General features: G+C 39.2%; 20 protein-coding genes. 3 read left to right on the top strand and 17 right to left on the bottom strand.

The window, feature by feature from the left end; translation table 11 throughout:
• Positions 1-21 precede the first annotated feature (21 nt).
• Positions 22-402, top strand: a complete 381-nt coding sequence (locus IEW76_RS00875) for a PadR family transcriptional regulator (RefSeq protein ID WP_036779022.1) — start codon at positions 22-24, stop codon at positions 400-402.
• A gap of 48 nt (positions 403-450) precedes the next feature.
• Here the strand turns inward: IEW76_RS00875 and IEW76_RS00870 are convergent, their stop codons facing one another.
• From IEW76_RS00870 to IEW76_RS00825, 10 genes are all read right to left on the bottom strand, one after another.
• Positions 451-696: a hypothetical protein gene (locus tag IEW76_RS00870; RefSeq protein ID WP_188650022.1), complete on the bottom strand. Its 246-nt coding sequence runs from the start codon at positions 694-696 to the stop codon at positions 451-453.
• A gap of 51 nt (positions 697-747) precedes the next feature.
• Positions 748-2,232, bottom strand: coding sequence for a UDP-N-acetylmuramoyl-L-alanyl-D-glutamate--2,6-diaminopimelate ligase (locus IEW76_RS00865; RefSeq protein WP_188650020.1), 1,485 nt, complete (start codon positions 2,230-2,232; stop codon positions 748-750).
• A gap of 104 nt (positions 2,233-2,336) precedes the next feature.
• A complete protein-coding gene (locus IEW76_RS00860) occupies positions 2,337-3,872 on the bottom strand; it encodes an acyl-CoA carboxylase subunit beta (RefSeq protein ID WP_188650018.1) in 1,536 nt (511 codons plus the stop codon).
• An 18-nt stretch (positions 3,873-3,890) separates the two neighbouring features.
• On the bottom strand, positions 3,891-4,673 hold the full coding sequence (locus tag IEW76_RS00855) for an enoyl-CoA hydratase (protein ID WP_229721076.1): 783 nt from the start codon (positions 4,671-4,673) through the stop codon (positions 3,891-3,893).
• Complete coding sequence (locus IEW76_RS00850; protein ID WP_188650015.1) at positions 4,670-5,581, bottom strand: hydroxymethylglutaryl-CoA lyase; 912 nt, start codon at positions 5,579-5,581, stop codon at positions 4,670-4,672. Before IEW76_RS00850 ends, IEW76_RS00855 begins: the two co-directional genes overlap by 4 nt.
• A 15-nt stretch (positions 5,582-5,596) precedes the next feature.
• Positions 5,597-5,809, bottom strand: coding sequence for an acetyl-CoA carboxylase biotin carboxyl carrier protein subunit (locus tag IEW76_RS00845; RefSeq protein ID WP_188650013.1), 213 nt, complete (start codon positions 5,807-5,809; stop codon positions 5,597-5,599).
• The gene (locus tag IEW76_RS00840; protein WP_188650011.1) at positions 5,806-7,158 is read right to left on the bottom strand and encodes an acetyl-CoA carboxylase biotin carboxylase subunit; all 1,353 of its coding nucleotides are present in this window, start codon (positions 7,156-7,158) and stop codon (positions 5,806-5,808) included. Before IEW76_RS00840 ends, IEW76_RS00845 begins: the two co-directional genes overlap by 4 nt.
• Positions 7,159-7,178: 20 nt before the next feature.
• A complete protein-coding gene (locus IEW76_RS00835; protein ID WP_188650009.1) occupies positions 7,179-8,819 on the bottom strand; it encodes an AMP-binding protein in 1,641 nt (546 codons plus the stop codon).
• A 34-nt stretch (positions 8,820-8,853) separates the two neighbouring features.
• Complete coding sequence (locus IEW76_RS00830; RefSeq protein WP_188650007.1) at positions 8,854-9,996, bottom strand: acyl-CoA dehydrogenase; 1,143 nt, start codon at positions 9,994-9,996, stop codon at positions 8,854-8,856.
• Between the two features lie 95 nt (positions 9,997-10,091).
• Positions 10,092-10,688 carry a TetR/AcrR family transcriptional regulator gene (locus tag IEW76_RS00825; RefSeq protein ID WP_188650005.1) on the bottom strand — a complete coding sequence of 199 codons (597 nt, stop codon included), beginning with the start codon at positions 10,686-10,688 and terminating at the stop codon, positions 10,092-10,094.
• A 221-nt stretch (positions 10,689-10,909) separates the two neighbouring features.
• On the opposite strand from IEW76_RS00825, the gene IEW76_RS00820 reads away from it, so the two are divergent.
• Positions 10,910-11,872 carry a nucleoside hydrolase gene (locus IEW76_RS00820; RefSeq protein ID WP_188650004.1) on the top strand — a complete coding sequence of 321 codons (963 nt, stop codon included), beginning with the start codon at positions 10,910-10,912 and terminating at the stop codon, positions 11,870-11,872.
• A gap of 73 nt (positions 11,873-11,945) precedes the next feature.
• Here the strand turns inward: IEW76_RS00820 and parC are convergent, their stop codons facing one another.
• From parC to IEW76_RS00790, 6 genes are all read right to left on the bottom strand, one after another.
• Positions 11,946-14,402 (bottom strand): DNA topoisomerase IV subunit A, encoded by a 2,457-nt coding sequence (gene parC / locus IEW76_RS00815; RefSeq protein WP_188650002.1) that lies wholly within the window; start codon positions 14,400-14,402, stop codon positions 11,946-11,948.
• Positions 14,403-14,419: 17 nt separating this feature from the next.
• The gene (parE, locus tag IEW76_RS00810) at positions 14,420-16,372 is read right to left on the bottom strand and encodes a DNA topoisomerase IV subunit B (RefSeq protein ID WP_188650000.1); all 1,953 of its coding nucleotides are present in this window, start codon (positions 16,370-16,372) and stop codon (positions 14,420-14,422) included.
• A 177-nt stretch (positions 16,373-16,549) separates the two neighbouring features.
• Positions 16,550-16,963: a CoA-binding protein gene (locus tag IEW76_RS00805; RefSeq protein ID WP_188649997.1), complete on the bottom strand. Its 414-nt coding sequence runs from the start codon at positions 16,961-16,963 to the stop codon at positions 16,550-16,552.
• Between the two features lie 19 nt (positions 16,964-16,982).
• Positions 16,983-18,503, bottom strand: coding sequence for an ABC transporter permease/substrate-binding protein (locus IEW76_RS00800; RefSeq protein WP_188649996.1), 1,521 nt, complete (start codon positions 18,501-18,503; stop codon positions 16,983-16,985).
• Positions 18,500-19,555, bottom strand: coding sequence for an ABC transporter ATP-binding protein (locus IEW76_RS00795; protein WP_188649994.1), 1,056 nt, complete (start codon positions 19,553-19,555; stop codon positions 18,500-18,502). The genes IEW76_RS00800 and IEW76_RS00795 overlap by 4 nt, the downstream gene beginning before the upstream one ends.
• Positions 19,556-19,665: 110 nt before the next feature.
• Positions 19,666-21,375 carry a glycosyl hydrolase family 18 protein gene (locus tag IEW76_RS00790; RefSeq protein WP_188649992.1) on the bottom strand — a complete coding sequence of 570 codons (1,710 nt, stop codon included), beginning with the start codon at positions 21,373-21,375 and terminating at the stop codon, positions 19,666-19,668.
• Between the two features lie 143 nt (positions 21,376-21,518).
• Between IEW76_RS00790 and plsY the strand changes: the two genes are divergently transcribed.
• Positions 21,519-22,100, top strand: a complete 582-nt coding sequence (gene plsY / locus IEW76_RS00785; RefSeq protein ID WP_188649990.1) for a glycerol-3-phosphate 1-O-acyltransferase PlsY — start codon at positions 21,519-21,521, stop codon at positions 22,098-22,100.
• A 464-nt stretch (positions 22,101-22,564) separates the two neighbouring features.
• Here plsY and IEW76_RS00780 read toward each other — a convergent pair whose 3' ends face one another.
• Entirely contained in the window at positions 22,565-22,753 is a 189-nt protein-coding gene (locus IEW76_RS00780) for a protein YkzT (RefSeq protein WP_188649989.1), read from the bottom strand.
• Between the last annotated feature and the right edge of the window lie 252 nt (positions 22,754-23,005).

The following is a 23,005-nucleotide window of genomic DNA, read 5'->3' as shown; positions in this document are numbered from 1 at the left end:
ACCAAAAGGGGTGTGGAATGGATGTCAAACAAGAACAATCCAAAGAAATTTGCTTTGAACATGTCTGCCGCTCAGTTTACAAAGTTTTATATTTTACATTTGTTGCACAAGCGCACATCTTTAATCAGTGAACATTTTAAAGAGGAGTTTAGTAAGCTGACAGGCAACTGGCAGCCAGCTCCTTCAACGTTACTCGATACCCTTCATGACATGACAGAAGAAGGTTTATTACAACGACGTGAAGACTACAAGTCCCTTGAGAAAAAACGCCAAAAAGTATATTGGTACCGTGTAACGGAACAAGGAACAGAAGAATTTGAAGTTATGAAAAAACATTATAAAATTCTCTTTGACGAACAAATTCATATCTTGAAAAGAATTATGAATGAAGTTTACCAATAAAAAAACCGCTCCCTCTTATAAGGGAGCGGTTTTTCTGTTAACAGGTAATCATTTACCGTTTTGGTCCACATTTTGATAATGATCATGTTGATTTGTACGAAGAAAAGCCACAAATGATAAGACAGCGATGATCGATCCCATTACTAACAAAATCGTTCCAGTGATTGTAGTTTGTTGAAAAGGGAGTAGATTGGTAACATCGATTAAAAACAATTGCAATTCAGGTGATGAACCAATGTTACTTCCGTATTCTTGGAAGAAATCGATCCCTTTCAGTAGTAGATATAATCCCAAAAAAAGCCCACAACCAAACACAATACGCCTCTTCACCTGGCTCGTTATGATTTATCCCTCCTTGATAGTTGAAGTGTGTTGATTCATAAACCTTTCAACCACATCAAAATCATTTAAAGAACGCTTTGATCCGTTTACTTCCTGGTAGTTTTCATTTCCACGCCCTGCGATAAGGACAATGTCCCGCGGTTCTGCCATGCTTAGCGCGCGCTGAATCGCTTCTTCACGATCTTCAATAATTTCATAGTCTCCAGGAGCTTGCATGCCTTCTTCTACATCAGCTAGGATGCTAGCCGGCTCTTCTGAACGCGGGTTATCTGTCGTGAGAATAACGTAATCGCTCCACCTAGAAGCTATTTCTCCCATCACAGCACGCTTGCCTCGGTCACGATCACCACCGCAACCAAATACAACAAATATATTCCCTTTTTTTATAGGGGATAAATTTAATAAAACTTTCTCTAATGCGTCAGGGGTATGAGCATAATCTACCATGACTGTATATCCTTCAGGAGAATGAATCGTTTGCAAACGTCCATCTGGACCTTTAACGTGCTTTAGCGCTTCAATAATATCTTCAATATCAAGCCCTAAATGAAGACAACAACATATAGCTGCTAGAGAGTTCGAAACAGTAAATTCACCTGGTATGGGAACATATACATCATTTTGAAATTCTTTATGATTAACCTGAAAATGTACGCCCTTTTCATCACTTTTGATACCTGTTGCATTAAGGTCTGCTTCCTTATTCTCAATTCCGTATGTTTCATAAGAACCGTTAGTTGCCCCAATAAATTCAGAAGCAAAAGGATCATCAATGTTTAGAATGGAATAAGGGCACATGGGAAATAAAGAGAGTTTGCTTTCCTTATAATCTTCAAAAGAACCATGATCGTCTAAATGATCTTGCGAGAGATTCGTAAAGATCCCCACATCAAACTGACACTCCAAGACACGCTTATTTTTTAGTCCCATTGACGATACTTCCATAACTACGTCCGTAACGCTTTGATCGCGCATAGCTGCAAAGGAAGCTTGCAGATCTACTGTCTCAGGGGTAGTTGGTGTAGTGCGATAAGCTTTAATATCCTCATTATTTATACGATTTCCAAGTGTTCCAACTGTGCCAACCTTTCTACCTGTATACTGAAGTATAGAGGAGATGAGATGAGATACAGACGTTTTACCGTTTGTCCCCGTGACACCTACTAAACGAAAAGCTTGTGAGGGATGGCTATAGAACTGACTCGCAATGATGGGTAACGCATGCCTAGTATCATCAACTTGTATGACTGTCATGTCATCTGGAACGAACTCCAGGCCTACTTGTTTTTGAATAACGATCGCTACTGCGCCCTTCATAACCGCTTGGGCAATGTAATCATGTCCATCTCGCTTCGTTCCTTCAAGGCAAATGAACAATGAATCTTGTTGGATTAACCCAGAATGGTAAGCAACAGATTCAATGTTTACTTGAACGTCCCCTTGCAGAGTCGTGTAGTCGATTTTGTTTAAAATTGTTTGTAATTTCATTTGTAGAACCTCCATTAAGGGTCAGTTTAATCTCTAAAGAAAAGCCCTTGATGTGCTTGTCAATTCTATCGCCATTTAATAGCTATCTGCAAAAAACAAACGTACTAGACCGGGTAAACCCCATGTTTTCGTTCTGTAAATTGTAGACGTTTTGTTTCATAAGAGGCAAACCGGGTAATCAGCTCTGCTCGTAACCGGTTAGGATCAACTATATCATCTACAACCATTTCAGAAGCCAGGCGATAGATATCGATATTCTCTTTATATTCTTCTTGCTTTTCCTTTATGAATTGAGGTCGATCTTCTTCTGATAGTTCAGCAATTTTATTAGCATATACAGCATTAACAGCAGCTTCTGGACCCATTACAGCTATTTGAGCGCTAGGAAGAGCAATGCAACAATCCGGCTCAAAAGCTGGACCTGCCATAGCATAAAGGCCGGCACCGTATGCTTTGCGGACAATTACAGAAATTTTTGGTACGCTTGCTTCACTCATGGCTGATATCATCTTAGCCCCATGGCGAATGATCCCTGCTTTTTCTACACGTGTTCCAATCATAAATCCTGGAATGTCAGCTAAGAATAGAAGCGGTATATGGAACGCATCACATAGATTAATAAATTTGGCGGCTTTATCTGCTGAATCGTGGAATAACACGCCACCTTTCATACGTGGTTGGTTCGCGATAATTCCAACAGGTTTTCCGTTCATTCGAGCTAGTCCAGTAATCAGTTCCCTCGCAAATAACTTCTTAATCTCACAAAATGAGTCTTCATCAATTAAATGGTCGATTAGTTCGTACATATCAAAAGGAGCATTTTGGTTTTCGGGTATTAAATCCTGGATGGTTTTATCGTGAGGTTTTACAGGTAGCGGATCTTTAGTTGGTGCAGGTATTCTGAAATTTTTCGGAAAATAGCTTAAATAGTTTCTTGCGTATTCAATGGCTTCTTGCTCCGTCTTTGCTAGTACATCTCCACAACCAGATTCAGAACAGTGCATCTTTGCCCCGCCCATTTCTTCAAGGCTTACTTTTTCTCCAATGACCTTCTCAGCCATACGAGGGGAACCTAAATACATGGATGCATTTCCTTCTACCATAACAACAATGTCACAAAATGCAGGGATGTATGCTCCACCAGCGGCTGAAGGTCCAAAGAGTAAGCAAACTTGAGGAACACGACCTGAAAGTTTAACTTGATTATAGAAAATACGACCCGCTCCACGTCTTCCTGGGAACATTTCAACTTGATCCGTAATTCTTGCTCCTGCTGAGTCCACTAAGTATAACATCGGGACTTCAAGTTTTTCAGCCGTTTCTTGTATACGGATAATTTTTTCGACAGTTCGTGCTCCCCAAGACCCTGCTTTAACTGTAGAATCATTAGCCATCACACAAACTGTTTCTCCGTTTATTTTACCTATACCTGTTACAACGCCATCGGCAGGAAGACTGCCATCCTGACAATTGGCAAAGAAAGCATCTTCAACATCGATTCCATCATCAAATAACTGCTCTAAGCGATCACGAACAAACATTTTCCCTTTTTCTGCATTTTTTTGATGATATTTGTCTGATCCACCTTGTTTAATTTCATCGACTTTATCTTGAAATGTTTGATCATATTTCGTTGTCATATAGATTCTCCTCCTTTGTTATCTTCCTTTATATTGTGGGGTGCGTTTCTCTTTGAAAGCGTTCAACCCTTCTAAACGGTCTTCTGTTGGGATGGTTTGCTGATAGCAAAGGGATTCAATACAGAGACCTGTTTCTTTATCTGTGTTTATTCCTGAATCAATCGCTCGTTTTGCCTGTTTTAGTGCAAGTGGTGCATTCTTGGCAATAAGACTAGCAAGAATCCTCGTTTCTTCTAATAGTACAGACGACGGAACAACCCTTTCTACTAAACCAATATTCATCGCTTCTTCTGAAGAGATTCTGATAGCGCTATAGATCATTTCTTTTGCTTTACCTATTCCTACTAAGCGAGGAAGACGCTGAGTCCCCCCTGCCCCTGGGATGATACCAAGTGATGTTTCTGTCAAACCCATCTTCGTATCGTCCCTTGCTATACGAAGGTCGCAAGCTAGTGCAAGTTCGAGACCACCACCAAAGGCTACACCGTTTATAGAGGCTATAGTAGGGATCTCTAACGCTTCAACTCTCTTAATGCATTGGCCGATTCTATGTACGGTTTTGATGACTTGTTGATCACTCATACCCTGCCGTTCCTTTAAATCAGCACCAGCGCAAAAGGCTTTTTCACCCGTCCCTTTAATAATTACACACCTTACATCTGTGGATGCCTCCACTTCTTCTAAACAAGCGTCAAGATCATCCATCAAGGCATGCGAGAACGCATTTGCTGCTTCAGGACGCGATAAAGAGATTTCGTATACATATCCATCTAGTTTTTGCAGTTCTACAACTTTCTTCAAACATGTATCCCTCCGCTTCTGAGCATTTGCATATGGTGACTTGGAAGTGGTTTTCCGACAACGTTTTGGATCCATTCTCCTGACTTCAAAAGTTTACGATGATCAATGCCAGAATGAATGCCCATTTCCTCGAGCATATAGAGAAGATCATCTGTAGCGAGATTTCCTGAAGCCCCTTTGGCATAAGGGCATCCACCCAATCCTCCAAGCGAACTATCAAACGTCGTAAACCCTAATTGTAGAGCCGTCAAAACGTTAGCAAGAGCCGTGCCTCTTGTATTGTGAAAATGAAGGGCTAATTTATCTTTTGGAAAATAATCACTTAAAGAACTAAGCACTTGCTCCACTTGCAAAGGGTTTGCGACTCCGATGGTATCTCCTATTGAGCATTCATCAATTCCCATTTCAAACAAACGTTCACAGACGGATAAAACTTGATTCATTTCGACTTTCCCATCATATGGACAACCAAACACAGTAGAAACATATGCTCGAACGGATTTCCCTTCACTCTTAGCTGTCTCAACTACCGGTGATAAAACAGGATACGTTTCTCCTATAGACTTATTAATATTTTTCCGGTTATGCGCTTCAGAAGCAGACATGAAGATTGAAACCTCATCGATGTCAGCTTCCAACGCTCGTTCTAGCCCTCTTTCATTAGGAACGAGGGCCGCATATGTTACCTCCGGGTTTCGATTAATTTGTCTTGCTACATCTACCGCATCGCCCAATTGGGGGATCCATTTTGGATGCACAAATGAGGTGATTTCTATATAGGAAAGTCCTGTTTCTGAGAGCTGGTTAATCCACTCAATTTTATCAATAGTAGATATATGTTCCTTTTCATTTTGCAATCCATCTCTTGGTCCGACTTCTTTAACCTTTACTTCGCTAGGTAGCTGCATAAAAATCTCCTCCCTTTATTCAAGTATGGCAACAACATCTCCCTCGTTTACGAAATCTCCCTCTTGAACCTTTAGTTCTTTCACAGTGCCCTCATCATCTGTAGCAATGGGGATCTCCATTTTCATGGATTCTAAAATTAATAGATCTTGACCAGATGTAACTTGGTCCCCTTCTGTTACAACAATTTTCCATACACTTCCTGCCATATTAGCTTTTACTTCTGTCATTTTGCTTCCTCCTTTAGATAGTGTTCTTCTACAAAATTAGTTGTGATATTTCCTTGTTTAAATAGATCGTGACTAAGAACAGTTCTTAGCATAGGAAGGTTCGTTTTGATCCCTTCTACTTCATACTGACTAAGGGCGTAAGACATCCGTTCAATCGCTTCTTCCCTCGTCTCTCCCCAAGTAATGCATTTTGCTATCATAGGATCGTAGAAAGGTGATACGAAGCTGCTTGAGTGGACAGCCAACTCGTGTCTGATGTGATCCCCAACTGGTATTTGCAAATCTGTCATTTGCCCAGGTGCTGGATAAAAAGTCTTTGGATCTTCGGCATAAACTCGAACCTCAATGGCATGACCATGGATCGTTAACTCATTTTGTTTGTACCGTAAAGATTCCCCATAAGCGATACGGATCTGCTCTTCTACTAAATCAAATCCTGTTATTTCCTCTGTTACAGGATGTTCTACTTGAAGTCGTGTGTTCATCTCTAGAAAGTAGAATTGTTGATTTTCATCTACCAAAAATTCTACTGTACCTGCATTTTGATACCCAAGTGCTCGAACTGCTTTCAGAGCAGCTCCGCCCATTTTTTCCCTTGTTTCTTCAGAAATAAAAGGAGAGGGGGCTTCTTCAACTACCTTTTGGTGTCTGCGTTGCACAGAACACTCCCTTTCAAATAGATAAAGAGCATTTCCTTCTTGGTCTGCCAGCACCTGAATTTCAATATGGTGGGGATTTACAATCTTCTTCTCTAAAAACATTGTCCCATCGCCAAAAAACATTTGAGCTCGCTTCGCATTACTTCCATAAGCTTTTCTTAATTCTTCGTCAGTGTTCACGACTTGCATACCAATACCACCACCACCGGCTGAAGCTTTCAGCATTATGGGATAACCAATGTCCGAAGCAGCTTCAATAGCAGCATCTACGTCTTCAGTTGAAGAAGATGTCCCGGGAATGATGGGAACTCCAGCTCGTTTCATGGTAGTTCTTGCTTCTACTTTACTTCCCATACTTCGAATAACATCACTCGTTGGTCCCACAAAGGTAATTCCTTCTGATTGTATACGCTCGGCAAAATCAGCATTTTCGCTTAATAGCCCGTAGCCAGGATGGATTGCATCCACATTTGCATTTTTAGCTATATCCAATACTTTATCTACTTGCAGATAACTTTCATGAACCCTAGACCCACCAAGGGGATAAGCTTCATCTGCTTCTTTAACATAAGGACTATCCTCATCTGGTTCGGAATAAATCGCCACAGTTTGAATATTTAAACGCTTACATGTCCGGATAATTCGAGACGCAATTTCGCCACGATTTGCTATGAGTAGTTTTGCAAACATAGTAGCATCCTCCAGTCCAATTAAGTATTTTTTTGAATAAGGTGGAGCGCGTTTTCCCTTAGCTTAAACTTCTGTATCTTTCCACTTGCGGTCATTGGATACTCTGAAACAAATTCAACATATCTTGGGATTTTATGACGAGAAATCTTCCCCTGACAAAACGATATCAGCTGATCTTTTGAAAGCTCTCTTCCTTCTTTAACAATAACCCATGCCATTAGTTCTTCACCGTACTTCTCATCAGGAACTCCAATCACTTGTACATCAAGGATATCAGGATGAGTATATATAAATTCTTCTACCTCTCTTGGATAGATGTTTTCACCTCCGCGTATAATCATGTCTTTTATACGCCCAGTTATTTCAACATATCCCTTTTCATCCATTACAGCTATATCACCGGTATGAAGCCAACCTTCTTCATCAATAGCAGCATAAGTTGCTTCTTTATTTTTATAATAACCTTCCATTACTAAATATCCTCTGGTACAGAGTTCTCCTGGGGTCCCTGCTTCTACTTCTTCATTTGTTGCCGGATCAATCACTTTAACTTCAACATGAGGGTGAGCTTTTCCTACGCTTCCAACTCTTCGTTCAATTGGATCATCTGTAGTGGTTTGAGTAATAACAGGAGAAGATTCTGTCTGACCATAGGCGATTGTAATCTCCGATGCTCCCATGTTTACAATGACCTTTTTCATTACTTCCATTGGACAGGTAGAACCTGCCATAATTCCAGTCCGCAAATGTGAAAACGTATAGTTAACAAACTCAGGATGATTGAGTTCAGCAATAAACATTGTCGGCACTCCATGTAAACCTGTGCACCGCTCGTCTTGAACGGCTCTCATAACAGTAACAGGATCGAATTGTTCCAAGATGACCATTGTTGTTCCTTTTGATACAGCCGCCATTGTTCCAAGTACACAACCAAAACAATGAAAAAATGGAACAGGTATACAAAGGCGATCTTCTTCAGTGAGCTTCATTGCATCAGATACTTGTTTACCGTTATTCACAATATTGTAATGGGACAACATAACGCCTTTTGGAAAGCCTGTTGTTCCAGATGTATACTGCATATTAATTACATCATTATATGACAATGTCTTCTTACGTTGAGCGAGCTGATTGGAGGAGATATTCTTTCCTTTTTCAACGACCTCTTCAAAGTTATACATGAAAGAAGATTGACGGTCACTAAGTACAATAATATTTTTTAAATAAGGTAATGAGGGGCAGTAGAGATCTCCTTTTTCTGAGCTCTCAAGTTCAGGGCATATTTCATTTAGAATTTCTAAATAGGAGGTTCCTTTATATTCTTCTGCCAACACAAGGGTGGTTGCATCCGATTGTTTTAATAAATATTCTAGTTCCCTAGCTTGATAGTTTGTATTTACTGTAACGAGAACTGCTCCCATTTTAGCTGTAGCAAATTGAGAGATCAGCCATTCAGGTTTATTATCTGCCCAAATAGCAACATGTTCTCCTTTTTCAATCCCTAAACTCATAAACCCTTTAGCTGCAGCATCAGTCATTTCATCAAATTCGCGGTAAGTCTTACGTAACCCTAGCTCAGGATAAACAAAAGCTTCATGGTCTGGAAATGCTTTCGCTTTCTCTTCTAACAACTCTCCGACCGTCACTTCTAATAAGGACACCTGACATCTTCCTCCTTTTTAATGAAAATGAATACTAGCAACCTAGTTGACGACTGATAACCAAACGCTGAATCTCTGAGGTCCCTTCACCTATTTCTAAAAGCTTTGCATCACGCAAAAAGCGTTCTACCTCATACTCGCGCATATATCCATATCCACCATGAATCTGTATGGCTTGGTTGGCAGATCGGAAAGCGGTTTCAGATGCAAACAACTTGGCATAGGCTGACTCTTTTGTGAATGGCTTTTTCTGATCTTTCAACCACGCAGCCTTTAAAACAATGTTCCGAGCTAACTCAACTTCCATAGCCATATCTGCTAACTTAAATTGAATCGCTTGAAAATTTGAAATAGGTTGCCCAAATTGCTTTCGTTCTTTCGCATATGCTAAAGCTTTGTCTAAGGAGGCTTGCGCAATACCGACAGCTAAAGCAGCGATAGAAATACGACCTCCATCTAGTGTATATAAAAACTGCTTAAATCCTTTAGATGGATCACCTAATATATTCTCTTTCGGGACGCGTACATCCTCTAAGATAATCTCTGATGTATTTGATGCTCTCACCCCCATCTTGTCATAGTTACTTGAAATTTTGAGACCAGGAGTATCTGTAGGAACAAGAAAAGCAGATATAATATTTTTCCCTTTATCATCTTTACCTGATACCGCTGTAACCGTTAAGGTTTTTGCGTATCCGGCATTTGTAATCCAAGACTTTTCTCCGTTAATGACAAATTCATCTCCATCTCTTATTGCTCTTGTTTGAGTGCCTCCAGCGTCACTTCCGGCATTCGGCTCTGTTAACCCAAAAGATGCAAGAGCTTCACCCTTAGCTAATGGAACTAAAAATTCTTCTTTTTGCTTTTCTGTTCCAAAATAGTAAATTGGACTCGACCCTAGGGATACAGCAGCGGCATAGCTCAGCCCTGTTCCTCCACATACACGTCCAATTTCTTCTACAGCTAACGCATATGTAATCGTATCCCCCCCCGACCCTCCATATTGTTCTGGGAATGGAATACCTAAAAGTCCAAGCTCCCCCATCTGATCAAAGATATCCTTTGGAAAAGTGGATGTCTTATCTAACTCAACAGCTCTAGGAGCTATTACCTCCTGAGCAAAATCCCTGACCATTTTTTGTGTCATTTCTTGCTCTTTACTTAATTCAAAGTTCATACCTTTCACTCCTTATATCAATAATAAATTGACCGACCGCTTAGTCGGTACAACTCAAATGTAAGCGCTTTATCACAAAACATAAAAATAGTCTTTTATAAATGTAAAAGACGCTTCGTTGGTTCTTGTAATATAGAGTGTAAAATTAAGTCAACATAAATATCTGCAATCTCTTCGATGCTCTTACCTCCATCTTTTCTATACCATTTATAGGTCCAGTTCACCATTCCAAGAATAGACATACCCGTAATCACAACAGGCAATTCACTCCTGAACTCGCCAGTTTGCTGTCCCTTTTCAATTACAGAAAACAGGAGTTCTTTAAACTGTTTTCTCTTTTCTTTAATACGTTCTTCATACTGAGGCTTTAAATACGTGCTTTCCTGATAGAATACATAAATGTGCGGCTTATATAGGTCAAATACTTTTACGAAGGATGTAATCATCGCTTGAAGTTGATCTGTGGGATGGTGGTAGGTTTCCTTCGCTACATGCGCTTTTTCTAAAACATATGTAATGAAGGTGTCATGTATCACATATAACAATTCATCTTTTGAATCAAAGTGGTGGTAAAACCCTCCTTTTGAAGCATTACAATTCTCCACAATCTGATTGACTGTTACACCATGATAACCTTTGTTCTCAAATAAAATGAGTGCTGAATCTATAATTCTTTCTTTTAACTCTTTCATAGATCATCTACTTTCATTTTGTTTTTCCTTTACATCGTAGCACAAATTTCAGAATAATTAAAATTATTTTTTGATCTTCGTTCTTTATTACCATTCGGAGTTGCTACTAAGTTTTTATGCGATCGTTTTTTTATTTTGCATCCTCAACTAGTTGCGTTACTAATTGTTATAAATTATTGTTTTTACCATATATTGTATAAGTGGTTTGGGAGGTGTTTTAATTGGCCAAAAAGATACTATTCTTTGGAGATTTTGGAGTTGATGATGTCATCGCTCTTCTATATGCAAGAATGGATCCGTCGATAGAAATTGTCGGACTTGTGACGGGTTACGGTAATATTTCAGAACATAATGCAGAAGATAACGCTCTATTTTTAAGAGCGTTAACGAAAGCGGAAGGCTCTATCGATATAATAAGAGGTGCTTATAAACCCTATACAGGGGCCTTTCCTCATTATCCAGAAGAAATTCATGGTAAATTTGGACTTGGCCCTCTTTCACCATATTCGGCTAACATTGAAAATAAACGAATTCACGACTACTCAAAAGCTGTAGACCTGATCAAGAGACATCGCAACCAGATTACAGTTGTCAATGTAGGTAGACTTTCCTCTCTTTCCTCCATGCTTGTCCTTTACCCTGAAGTAGCTGAGATGATTAAAGAGATTTATGTGATGGGTGGCGCTTTCTTCACACCAGGTAATGTAACACCTGTAGCAGAAGCAAATATATACGGAGACCCTTATGCTGCCAACTTAGTGTTTACTGTTCAAAAGAAAGTTAAGATCATTCCGTTGAATGTAACGAACTTTGCCATACTCACAAAAGATATGATCCAAATTATCACTACGTATTGTAAGGATCCTTCTATTGGCCCAATTATTAAAGAAATATTTGATTATTATTTTGAATTTTATCAAGAAACAAATGCTACACATTCAAACACAGGTGCCCCTATACACGATTTGTTAGCCCTCTGGGCGGCATTCCATCCAGAATACATGAATTACATAGAAGCTCCAGTAACAGTGGTTGTAGAAAAAGGTGATGCATATGGTCAGACGATCGCAGATGTAAGAATTAGCGATCAAAAGGAAGATTACCCCCTGCAACATATCGCTATAGGATTTAACTATCAAGCCTTCATTCAATCCATCTTTAGCGCTTTTACCAAGGAAGATTGACGAAAGACTTTTTAAATCACGATTAATAACAAAAAGACTCTAAAGGAATATCCTTTAGAGTCTTTTTAGTTATTTATGAGGGTTCTTCTTCACTATCAAATACTTTTTCATAATTCGCTTCTCGCCATAATGCAACTACTTCACCAAACTCATCTTGGTCGATGACAAAAGATCCATTACTGTATCTGTCACTTGCTTTAAAGGATCCTGCATTTACTTCTTGTGTCGTTCCATTCTCTGTTTCGAGGAACACTATTTCTTTTCCTTGTGTTAGCTGTAATCCAACCACTCTGTGTGGGTTACTTTTCAGCTCTCTTAACATGACTACCCCGCGTTTAGCACGCGTTGATTTCTCAAACTCTTTTAGCCTCATCCGCTTGACTGCTCCACGTTGTGTCACAAGAAGAATGGACGGATCACTATTTTCATCAAATATTTTACCTGCAACAATCTCTTCATCATCTTTTAAAGCCATTGCTTTCACACCAGCTGCTCGTTGACCTATAATTTTCACTTCAGATTCGTGATACCACAATCCATAACCGGTATTCGTAGCAAGGAAAATGTCCTGATGTCCATCTGTGACATGAACATCTACTACCTCGTCTTCGCCTTTAACATTAATGGCCACCAGCGGCTTGGAATAGCGCTGAGCCTGGTAAAGAGATATTTCACTCCGTTTAATCATGCCGGCCTTCGTTATAAATAAGAAATATTTTGCTTCAGAGAAATCCCTAATTGGCACAGCTCTTATTATACGCTCATCTTTCTCAACCGTTATTAGATTTGCAATATGCTGCCCTAGATCTTTCCAACGAATATCCGGTAAGCCGTGAATAGGAAGGTACAGATAGTTACCTTTGTTAGTAAAAAGAAGTACTGTATCCGTTGTGTTAATCTCAAACAAACCAAGCAGACGGTCTCCTTCTTTCATAGCAAAGTCTTCTCCTCCTGATGCCGCATACGAACGAAGACTCGTTCGCTTAATATAGCCAGCTTGTGTAACAGAAACAAGTACATCATCACTTGGGACAGTTACTTCAGGATTTATTTCTAATTTCTCAATTTCATCCTCAATAACGGTCATACGATCTGTATGATATTTCTTCTTCATAGAAGACAAGTCTTTCTTAATTACTCTAAGAAGTTTTTTCTCATCACTAAGTATGGCTTCTAACTCACTAATGCGTTTATTTAATTCTTCCGCTTCTTTTTCTAAGGAAGTAATATCTGTATTCGTTAGACGATATAATTGAAGGTTTACAATGGCTTCTGATTGAGGCTCAGTAAACCCGTACTCTTCCATCAGTCTTTGTTTTGCATCCTGTTTATCATTGGATGAACGGATGGTTGTGATGACTTCATCCAGAATAGAAATAGCTTTAATTAGCCCCTCTACAATATGAGCTCTTTCCTTAGCTTTTCTTAATTCATACTCAGACTGACGAGTTACAACATCCCGTTGGTGAGCAATATAGGCATCAAGAATACCCTTCAGGCTCATTAACTTAGGTGTTTTATCGTGTATAGCAACCATATTAAAGTTGTAACTAATCTGTAGATCTGTTGCCTTATAAAGGTATTTTAAAATCCCTTCACTATCTACATCCTTTTTCAACTCGATTACAATACGTAAACCCGTACGGTCTGTCTCATCACGAACTTCTGCTATACCTTCGACTTTCTTATCAATCCTCAGTTCGTCCATCTTTTTCACAAGGTTCGCTTTGTTTACTTCATAGGGGATCTCATCAATTACGATTTGCTCACGATTACCCCTGAGCTGTTCAATCGCAGCACGGCCACGCACGACAATTTTTCCTTTTCCTGTTTCGTAAGCCTTCTTAATGCCATCAACACCTTGAATAATACCGCCTGTTGGGAAGTCGGGGCCTTTCATAACTGACATCAACTCATCAACAGATACATCTGGACGATCGATTTTCATCATGACAGCATCGATTACTTCACTCAAATTATGTGGCGGGATTTCCGTGGCGTACCCAGCTGATATTCCTGTCGAACCATTAACAAGTAGATTCGGAAACTTTGCGGGTAACACAACCGGTTCAGCAATGGTGTCATCAAAGTTCGGGATGTAATCCACTGTTTCCTGATCAATGTCACGTAACAGTTCAGAAGCCATACTAGAAAGTCGTGCTTCTGTATAACGCATCGCTGCTGGAGGGTCTCCATCTACACTTCCGTTGTTCCCGTGCATTTCGACTAACAAGTTCCTTAGCTTCCAGTCCTGACTAAGTCTCACCATCGCATCATAAACGGAAGTGTCTCCATGAGGGTGATAGTTACCAATAACTGTACCGACCGTCTTGGCTGATTTACGGTAAGGTTTATCATGAGTGTTCTTTTCCTGATGCATCGCATACAAAATACGACGCTGTACTGGCTTCAGGCCGTCTCTTGCATCCGGAAGTGCACGATCCTGAATAATATATTTACTATAACGACCAAACCGGTCACCTAATACTTCTTCTAATGGCAAATCCATATACTGTTCTGATTCAGACAAAAGGTGAACCTCCTACTCTATTGCAATTTATCATTTTCTAAGATATTACTTTGTTCTTCTAATCCAAAGGCTACGTGCGATTCAATCCACTTTCTACGTGGTTCTACTTTATCTCCCATAAGAGTGGTGATCCTACGTTCTGCCTGAGCTAAGTCATCTATTGTAACACGAATTAATGTTCTTGATTCTGGATTCATTGTTGTTTCCCAAAGCTGGTCTGCGTTCATTTCACCAAGACCTTTATAACGTTGTATGGTATACCCATTTTTAAACTCTTTTAAGACTTGTTGCATTTCGTCTTCTTCCCATGCATAACGCGTCTTCTCTTTCTTCCCTTTACCTTTTGAGATTTTATATAAAGGTGGAAGTGCAATATAGATTTTACCTTCTTTAACGAGCTCTTGCATGTAACGATAGAAAAACGTCAATAAAAGGACTTGAATGTGTGCCCCATCCGTATCCGCATCGGTCATAATAATGATTTTGTCGTACTGACAATCGTTGATATCAAAATCAGATCCCACACCTGCTCCGATGGTATGAATAATCGTAGAGATCTCTTCATTTTTAAGTATGTCCTGCAGTTTAGCCTTCTCTGTATTTATAACTTTACCTCTTAGCGGAAGAATAGCTTGGAATCTACGATCACGACCTTGCTTCGCAGAACCTCCTGCTGAGTCACCCTCGACAAGATATAGTTCGTTTTTCTGAGCATTTTTAGATTGCGCGGGCGTTAATTTACCGCTTAGTAATGTTTCTTTTCGTTTTTTCTTCTTGCCTGACCTTGCATCTTCCCTTGCTTTGCGAGCCGCTTCACGGGCTTCCTTCGCTTTGATGGCTTTTCGAATAAGCATGGTAGCAACATCAGGATTTTCTTCTAAGAAATAAGATAATTTCTCGGCTACCACTGCATCAACAGCAGATCTGGCTTCAGAAGTTCCTAATTTACTTTTCGTCTGTCCTTCAAACTGAAGCTTCTCCTCAGGAATTCGGACAGAAACAACTGCTGTAAAGCCCTCTCTGATATCATTCCCATCAAGGTTTTTATCTTTCTCTTTTAAGAGGCCTGTTTTCCTTGCGTGATCATTAAATATTCTTGTAATAGCTGTTTTCGCTCCAGACTCATGTGTTCCCCCGTCTCTAGTACGAACGTTGTTCACAAATGAGAGCATACTTTCAGCATAGCCGTCATTAAACTGGAATCCAAAATCAATTTCAATTTCGTCTTGTATCCCCTCAAACGCTACAACAGGATGAAGTGTATCTTTTTCCTCATTTAAATACGAAACAAACGATTCTAAGCCATCCGGATATTGATAACTTTCCTTTTGGTCTTCTTGGCGTTTGTCTTCAAGGACGATCTCCATCCCTTTAAGTAAAAACGCAGCTTCTCGAAGTCGTTCTGACAGCGTTTCGAAGTTATATGTTGTCATAGAGAAAATTTCGGGATCAGGCTTGAAATGGATAGTTGTCCCACTTTTTCGTGTTGCACCCTTCTTCTCAAGAGAGGTTACAGCTTTTCCTCCGTTTTCAAACCGTTGATAATAAGTCTGTCCATCACGATAAATCGTCACTTCAAGCCATTCTGATAACGCATTCACAACAGAGGCTCCGACACCGTGAAGTCCCCCACTTGTTTTATAACCACCTTGACCAAACTTACCCCCAGCATGAAGCACGGTAAGTATGACTTCAGGGGTGGGCTTTCCAAGTCGGTGCATCCCTGTAGGCATACCACGTCCTTCATCTCGTACAGATACACTTTGATCCTTATGGATGGTTACTGTAATCCGATTTCCGTAACCCGCTAAGGCTTCGTCAACGGCATTGTCCACTATTTCATAAACGAGGTGATGAAGCCCACGATGGTCTGTGCTTCCTATGTACATACCAGGTCGCTTCCTAACAGCTTCTAATCCCTCTAACACTTGTATTGAATCATCATTATATTGAGTAGAATTCTTAACCAATCTGTTTGTACTCCTTTCAATGCTCTTATACCTATAATAGAACGGATGTTCGTTTTTGTAAATAAGAGCCCGGGCAAAGCGCCTGTCTTTTATTTTAGCGGTTTCTACAATTTAATCAAATAACCTTTTTCCACGAAAAGAAAAAAATCCCTGCAAGAACAGGGATTTTCTCTCGTATTACCTACCTATTGTAACAGAATGTGCAACTTTAATACAGAGGTCCATTAGCACAGTCATGCCTTGTTCCGTTAAATATTGATAGGTGTTCTCATCTTGAACACCTTGTTGTGCCCAAAAAACTTTTGCTTCTGTATCGACTGCTTCTCTTGCCAAATCAGGTAAAAACTCAGAACGTCTAAAAACGTTAATAAGATCAACGGGCTCTGATATCTCACTAAGAGATGAGACCGCCTTCTCCCCAAGTGATTCTTCAATTGTTGGATTTACAGGAATGATTTTGTATCCTGCATCCTGCATCGCTTTTGAAACTTGGTAAGAAGTTCGCTCAGGACGATCAGATAAACCTACTACAGCAATCGTTTCGGTTTTCTCTAATATGACTCTAATTTCTTCATTCGATGGGTTGCGCATGATCATGTATCCCCCTTCTCTAATCAATAAATCCATTATCCTTTAAGAAATTGCGGGCTACTTGGTAAGCATCTTCATCCTCAAAGTCCACTTTATAGTTCATTTCTTGCATTTGTTGTTTAGTAATCTTTCCACCAAGTTGATTTAGAACATCGCCAATTTCAGGGTACTGATCTAATGTAGACTGCTTCACTAATGGAGCTCCTTGATAGGGTGGGAAGATATTCTCAGGGTCTTCTAGCACTTTTAAATTGTACGCTACCATATATCCAGCAGTAGCATAAGCATCAATCACCTGTACATCCCCTTCTTTAATTGCAGTTTGTCTTACACCAGGTTCCATCGTCTTAACAGTAAGATCTAACCCATATTCTTCTTGCATACCTACATACCCGTCATAGCGATCGTTAAACTCTAGAGTAAAACCAGCAGTCACTTTGTCTTCTGCAACCTTAAGGTCTCCAATTGATTCAAGACCATACTGTTTTGCAACTTCCTGAGTTGTGGCAACAGCGTAGGTGTTATTGTATTCCATCGGTTCAAGAAGTACCATATTTTCTGCCTCTTTAATACCATCTCGAGCCTGTTCATACACTTCCTGCTTCACATTACTATTTGCTTGTTCGCCTAAGAGTGTGGTAATAACCGTACCAGTGAACTCTGGATATACATCAAGATCTCCGCCTTTTAATGCCTCAAATACATAATCCGTTTTTCCGAAATTTGGTTTCGTCTCAACGGTCAAGTCTGTTTCTTCTTCAATTAATACTTTGTACATATTCATTAAAATTTCTGGTTCAGCACCGAGCTTGCCGCCAATGACAAGGTCCGCTTGGTCATCACCATTTATAACGAAGGGAATGGTTACAATGAGTAACGATGCAACAAGAATGGTCGCTAATGAGCGAAATCCAGATTTTGCTGAAGTTCTCTCAAATAAACGAAGAATATTATCTAGTGCAATCGCTAGAAGAGCTGCAGGTATTGCACCTAATAAGATCAGCGGAATATCTCCCCCTCGATTAATGCCAAGAAGAATCAATTCTCCTAATCCACCAGCACCAATTAAAGCGGCAATCGTCGCTGTTCCTACAATAAGAACCATAGAGGTTCGTATACCAGCCATAATAACGGGCATAGCAAGAGGTAATTCGACTCTGGCCAATCGCCTGAATGAACTCATCCCCATTCCTTTTGCCGCTTCTATAAGCGCTCTGTCAACTTCATTAATACCAGTATACGTATTTCTTAGAATAGGGAGCAAAGCATACGCTGAAAGTGCATATATTGCAGGTTTAAAACCTATCCCAACAATCGGAATAAGAAACGCTAAAATAGCTAAACTAGGAATTGTTTGTAAGATAGCCGTTATAGTAATAATGGGCTCAGCTATCTTTTTCGTCCTAGTCAGAAGAAGACCTAAAGGCACTGCAATTAATATAGCAATAAGCAGCGAGATGATCGATAACTGTAAGTGTTCCCATATGCTTTGCCAAAACATGTCCTGTCTATCTAGAAAGGTAGCTTTTAATTCGCTCATTGATGGATCACCCCGTTTTCTAGCTTCGTCTGTCTTTGAAGGTAATGGACGATATCACGATAAGAGAGGGTACCTACCAATATATTGTTTTTTACAACAGGGAGAATACTAGTTTCATACTCATCAAAGACTGTTGTAGCTCGGCGTAAATGCAAATCATTTTGTATAGGTGGGAGGTCGATGGCTTCCCCGTTTTGAACAGCACCGATGTATTTTTGGTTTTCTCCTTCAATGATATAAGTGCCAACCTCAGGATAGGAGGTGCCTTCTTGAACGATGTGTTTCTTCGTCGTGTCTACCATTACATCAACGGCTGTTTGCCAAGGTGACTTTCGTTCTCCTACGAAGTTTCTTACAAAATCCGTTTGAGGGTTTAATATGAGCTCTTGTGGAGTTGAAATTTGGACGACTTCTCCTTCATTCATTAAGCAAACTCTATCCCCTAAAGCTAGTGCTTCATCAATATCATGTGTAACGAAAACGATGGTTTTTTGAATTTCTTGTTGAAGTTTTTGGATGTCTGACTGAAGTTGTTCACGGCTGATCGGATCAAGAGCACTGAAAGGCTCATCCATTAAGATAATATCTGGGTCTGCAGCAAGAGCTCTAATTACACCGACTCTTTGCTGTTGACCTCCTGACAACTCGCTTGGCTTTCTGGATTTATATGTATTCGGGTCTAAACCAACCATTTCCATTAATTCGTCAGTGCGTTTTTCTAAATCTTTCTTTTTCCATTTCTTCATTTCCGGGACAACTGCTATGTTCTCCTCAATAGTCATATGTGGGAACAGAGCAATCTCTTGTAATACGTAGCCAATATTCCACCTTAATTCGTGAATATTATATTCTTTTATATCTTTATCATTTATTTTAATGAGCCCCGATGTTGGTTCAATTAGACGATTAATCATCTTCATAGATGTCGTTTTCCCACACCCACTTGGCCCGATTAAGGTCAGGAATTCCCCTTTTTCGACGCGGAAAGAAATCTGTTTTACAGCTTCTGTACCATCTGGGAATTTCTTTTGAACCTTCTCAAATTCAATCATTCTTCTCCCCCTTGATCTTTTCCAATTATTATTTCATAAAAACGTATTTCCATCATATATGAAAACAGGCAGGAATGCTAAAGATCCTGCCTGCTTAATGTGCTCTAACTCTATTCAATTGCTTCTTCTTCATTTAACTGGCGATTAATGGTTTTAAAAGCTTCTTCTGTAGCGAAAGTTTGACTCCAAGTAGCAATTCCTGCAAGTTGATACTGATGGACTAAGTTCACTCGTTTGCGTAGAGACGAACTGTTCTCAAGCCATAATTTATAAGTTACGTTATTCTCACTCTGATATTCTACGTAATCTTGCCCAGTCTCAGGGTCATAAGTAGGTTGTAAATTTCTTTCTTCCATCCAATCCTTAACCTCTTCCATTGACATAGATTCCGAGCTCGTTTCTATAGAACCATCTTTCATTACTTCTTCTTTCCATAAACGTGTATAGAGAGGAGCTCCAAGAATAAGTTGTTCCTTAGGAACCTTTTTGAGTATTCTTTCAAGGTTACTCTTAACCCAAGGCAAGCTACTAACGCTTCCTGCCACTGGTGAACTCCCCCAATGTTCATCATAAGCCATGACCATGATGAAATCAGCCGCTTCAGCTAATTCCTCTCTCTCATAAAAGCGAGACCATTGAGCACTTCCAGATTGAAATGAGACATCAACAGAAACAACGAGTCCTTTTTGGTGGGCTAGAGGAGTAAGTTCTCTAATAAATTGTGTATAATTTCTACCATCTTTTTCATATACATTTTCAAAATCAAGGTTAATACCGTCAAATCCATAAATCTCTGCAAAGTATAGAAGTTGGTCTATCATAGACTTTCGCTTATCATAAGTTTCTAAAGCCTCTTCAGTAAGATCAGGGTCAAACCCATTTGAAAATAAGGCCCAAATTGAATACCCTTTTTCCTTTGCATTTTGAACATAACTTTTTGAAGCAATATTTCTAATATCCCCTTCTCCATTTTGTAGCTTGAACCATGTAGGCGATACAATCTGGACGCCAGGTAAAGAAGGCAACGGCTCATTAGTGGCTAATTGATCCCAAGTAACATGGACTGGGAGTTCAACAGAAGGAACAAACGTACTTTTCTTCTTTTCATTGACTTCAATTTGTTTAGATTCTGTTAATGCAAGAGAGGAGGCTCTCACATAACCGCCTATTCCTTCATTTGTCCTAATAAAATAAAAGTCCTTTTGTTCTTTCTCTATAGTTACTTTCTCATCTATCTCTAATTCATGGACATAAGATGAAGACAAACTTGGTGCAGTTCGAACCCTGCGTAAGTCCTCTTCTTCTACTTCTACAACACCTTGTTGCAACATTTGATCTCCTTCGTAGATCGAGACAATAGTCGTTTCTTGATGATCGTGTACATGAATAGGATAAATATCTTTCAACCAATCTGCTGAGATATAAACATTTTCTCCATCCGACTTAATTGGCGGTGATGATGCTTTTGTGGTTTTATTATTCATATAGTATTGTTCTGAACCAATAGGCATTTGATAGACATTTTGGGGTGTTGTTAAAATGATTGAATCTGATGGCTTATCAAAGAACAGATCATTGTCAATTTCTTCATTTATAAAATCAAATGATATATACACACCATCTTCGAAGAGTATTTCTCCTTCATACTTCTTCCCATTAAATACTATTGGATATTCTGTTTTATAATAGTTTGCCAACTCATTTGAGGGAAATGGATATAACACCCAGAAAACTGCAGATGATAATAGAAAAAGGACCCCAAGTCCCCCTAAAATCCAAATCCTTTTTTGTGATTGAGTGTTCATATTAATCGACGCCATTGCCTTGCCTCCTCTTCCCTCTATATTATAGAAAGGAATGATCCATGAAAATAGTTTCAATAAAAATAGAATAGTTGTTCTTTCTACTCTTAGTTTCTGATAAAATATATAAAGCTAGGAGCGAAAGATAAAGGAGTTTTCATATGAGTTATGTTTTGTTTGCAATCATTGCCTATATAGTTGGTTCTATTCCCTCTGGTCTAATCGTAGGCAAGTTAGGGTATAACATTGACATCCGGGAACATGGGAGCGGAAACTTGGGTGGTACGAACACCTTCCGAGTGCTTGGCAAGAAAGCAGGACTCATTGTCACCATCTCAGATATACTAAAAGGAACCATTGCAGCCCGCATTCCATGGATATTCGCTGCTGATGTTAACATTTTAATTATTGGTATTTTCGCTGTCATTGGTCATATGTACCCTATTTTTGCTAAGTTTAAAGGCGGTAAAGCGGTAGCCACATCCGGTGGCGTCATATTAGCAGTAGAACCAATACTGTTTGGAGTCATGTTGCTTACATTCTTTATCATGTTGAAGATTAGTAAATACGTTTCATTATCTTCAATGGTTACAGGAATTGTTACTGTTATTATGTCAATTATCCTTGGCCACATTGGACTCATTATTGTCACAAGTATATTAACCGCGTTCGTCATCTATCGTCATCGATCAAATATTAAGCGAATTATGGATAAAACAGAACCTAAAATTAAATGGATGTAATGAAATCATACTATTTATTAATTAAAAAGACGCCAAAGGCGTCTTTTTTTCTTTTTATTACATGTTCGGAGTTGCTACTAAGTATGATTATTAAATATATTCAGTTCATTTTCGAAGGACATTCAAATTTTTCGGTAACTTCCCTCTATCGAACAAAGTATTCCCCATAGCAATGGACACATTTGATTTCATTATATGTTTGATAGTATAAGGTGCCTTATGATCTGGCCAAGCGACCACATGAACAATCAGATAAATGAATGTGGCATTTTTTATAACATCGTTCGGAGTTGCTACTAAGTATTTTAAGAAAACTTAAATAATGAAATGAAAGTCTGTAGAATAAAAAAGTATAAGTACGTTCCCTCTATCCATTAAGCTACCTCTTCTTAAAAAAGTTCCCATCATGAAACGTAGGTAGAACGATAAAACGGGCGCTTCTATAGAAGCGCCCGTTTTATCGTTTAGTAACCAAATGCCCAATCTACATCACTTGTAAACTGAACAGGAAACACATGTTCAACATCACCTGTTTTGATGCATGCTTTCTCATATCCACCTTGTGCTTTCCAATGGTCATAAGTTTCTTTATTTATATCTTCAAGTACAATAACTTTTTCGTTTTGAGTTTGTAATACAGCAGTGCCTTTCATATATGCCACCTTCTTTCGGTCAATTCTTATTGCGAATCTATTTTATGTAATTTTATTCAGATTGCCAACAGGTAGGAGCATATTTTAAATTTTTAGATTTTAGAAAACGCATTCCTTATTTCCCAACCCGGTCCCTTTTGTAGTAAAATAGAATTCATATGTGAAGAGTATAAATAGAACGTTTCAATGCTGATATCAAACACATTTGATGAGTATAAAAATTGAACTTATGAATTCGTTTCTTGTATACTT

Origin of the sequence: Pontibacillus salipaludis, from assembly GCF_014642405.1 — a bacterium.
Taxonomy (GTDB): Bacteria; Bacillota; Bacilli; order Bacillales; family BH030062; genus Pontibacillus; species Pontibacillus salipaludis.
This window is presented reverse-complemented; position numbering and strand designations above follow the sequence as displayed.

Bases quoted from the DNA above. Each gene is read 5' to 3' on its own strand.
- IEW76_RS00875 (WP_036779022.1), top strand. From the start codon at position 22: ATGTCAAACAAGAACAATCCAAAGAAATTTGCTTTGAACATGTCTGCC.
- IEW76_RS00865 (WP_188650020.1), bottom strand. From the start codon at position 2,232: ATGAAATTACAAACAATTTTAAACAAAATCGACTACACGACTCTGCAA.
- IEW76_RS00860 (WP_188650018.1), bottom strand. From the start codon at position 3,872: ATGACAACGAAATATGATCAAACATTTCAAGATAAAGTCGATGAAATT.
- IEW76_RS00850 (WP_188650015.1), bottom strand. From the start codon at position 5,581: ATGCAGCTACCTAGCGAAGTAAAGGTTAAAGAAGTCGGACCAAGAGAT.
- IEW76_RS00845 (WP_188650013.1), bottom strand. From the start codon at position 5,809: ATGACAGAAGTAAAAGCTAATATGGCAGGAAGTGTATGGAAAATTGTT.
- IEW76_RS00840 (WP_188650011.1), bottom strand. From the start codon at position 7,158: ATGTTTGCAAAACTACTCATAGCAAATCGTGGCGAAATTGCGTCTCGA.
- IEW76_RS00830 (WP_188650007.1), bottom strand. From the start codon at position 9,996: ATGAACTTTGAATTAAGTAAAGAGCAAGAAATGACACAAAAAATGGTC.
- IEW76_RS00825 (WP_188650005.1), bottom strand. From the start codon at position 10,688: ATGAAAGAGTTAAAAGAAAGAATTATAGATTCAGCACTCATTTTATTT.
- IEW76_RS00805 (WP_188649997.1), bottom strand. From the start codon at position 16,963: ATGCGCAACCCATCGAATGAAGAAATTAGAGTCATATTAGAGAAAACC.
- IEW76_RS00800 (WP_188649996.1), bottom strand. From the start codon at position 18,503: ATGAGCGAATTAAAAGCTACCTTTCTAGATAGACAGGACATGTTTTGG.
- IEW76_RS00795 (WP_188649994.1), bottom strand. From the start codon at position 19,555: ATGATTGAATTTGAGAAGGTTCAAAAGAAATTCCCAGATGGTACAGAA.
- IEW76_RS00790 (WP_188649992.1), bottom strand. From the start codon at position 21,375: ATGGCGTCGATTAATATGAACACTCAATCACAAAAAAGGATTTGGATT.
- plsY (WP_188649990.1), top strand. From the start codon at position 21,519: ATGAGTTATGTTTTGTTTGCAATCATTGCCTATATAGTTGGTTCTATT.
- IEW76_RS00780 (WP_188649989.1), bottom strand. From the start codon at position 22,753: ATGAAAGGCACTGCTGTATTACAAACTCAAAACGAAAAAGTTATTGTA.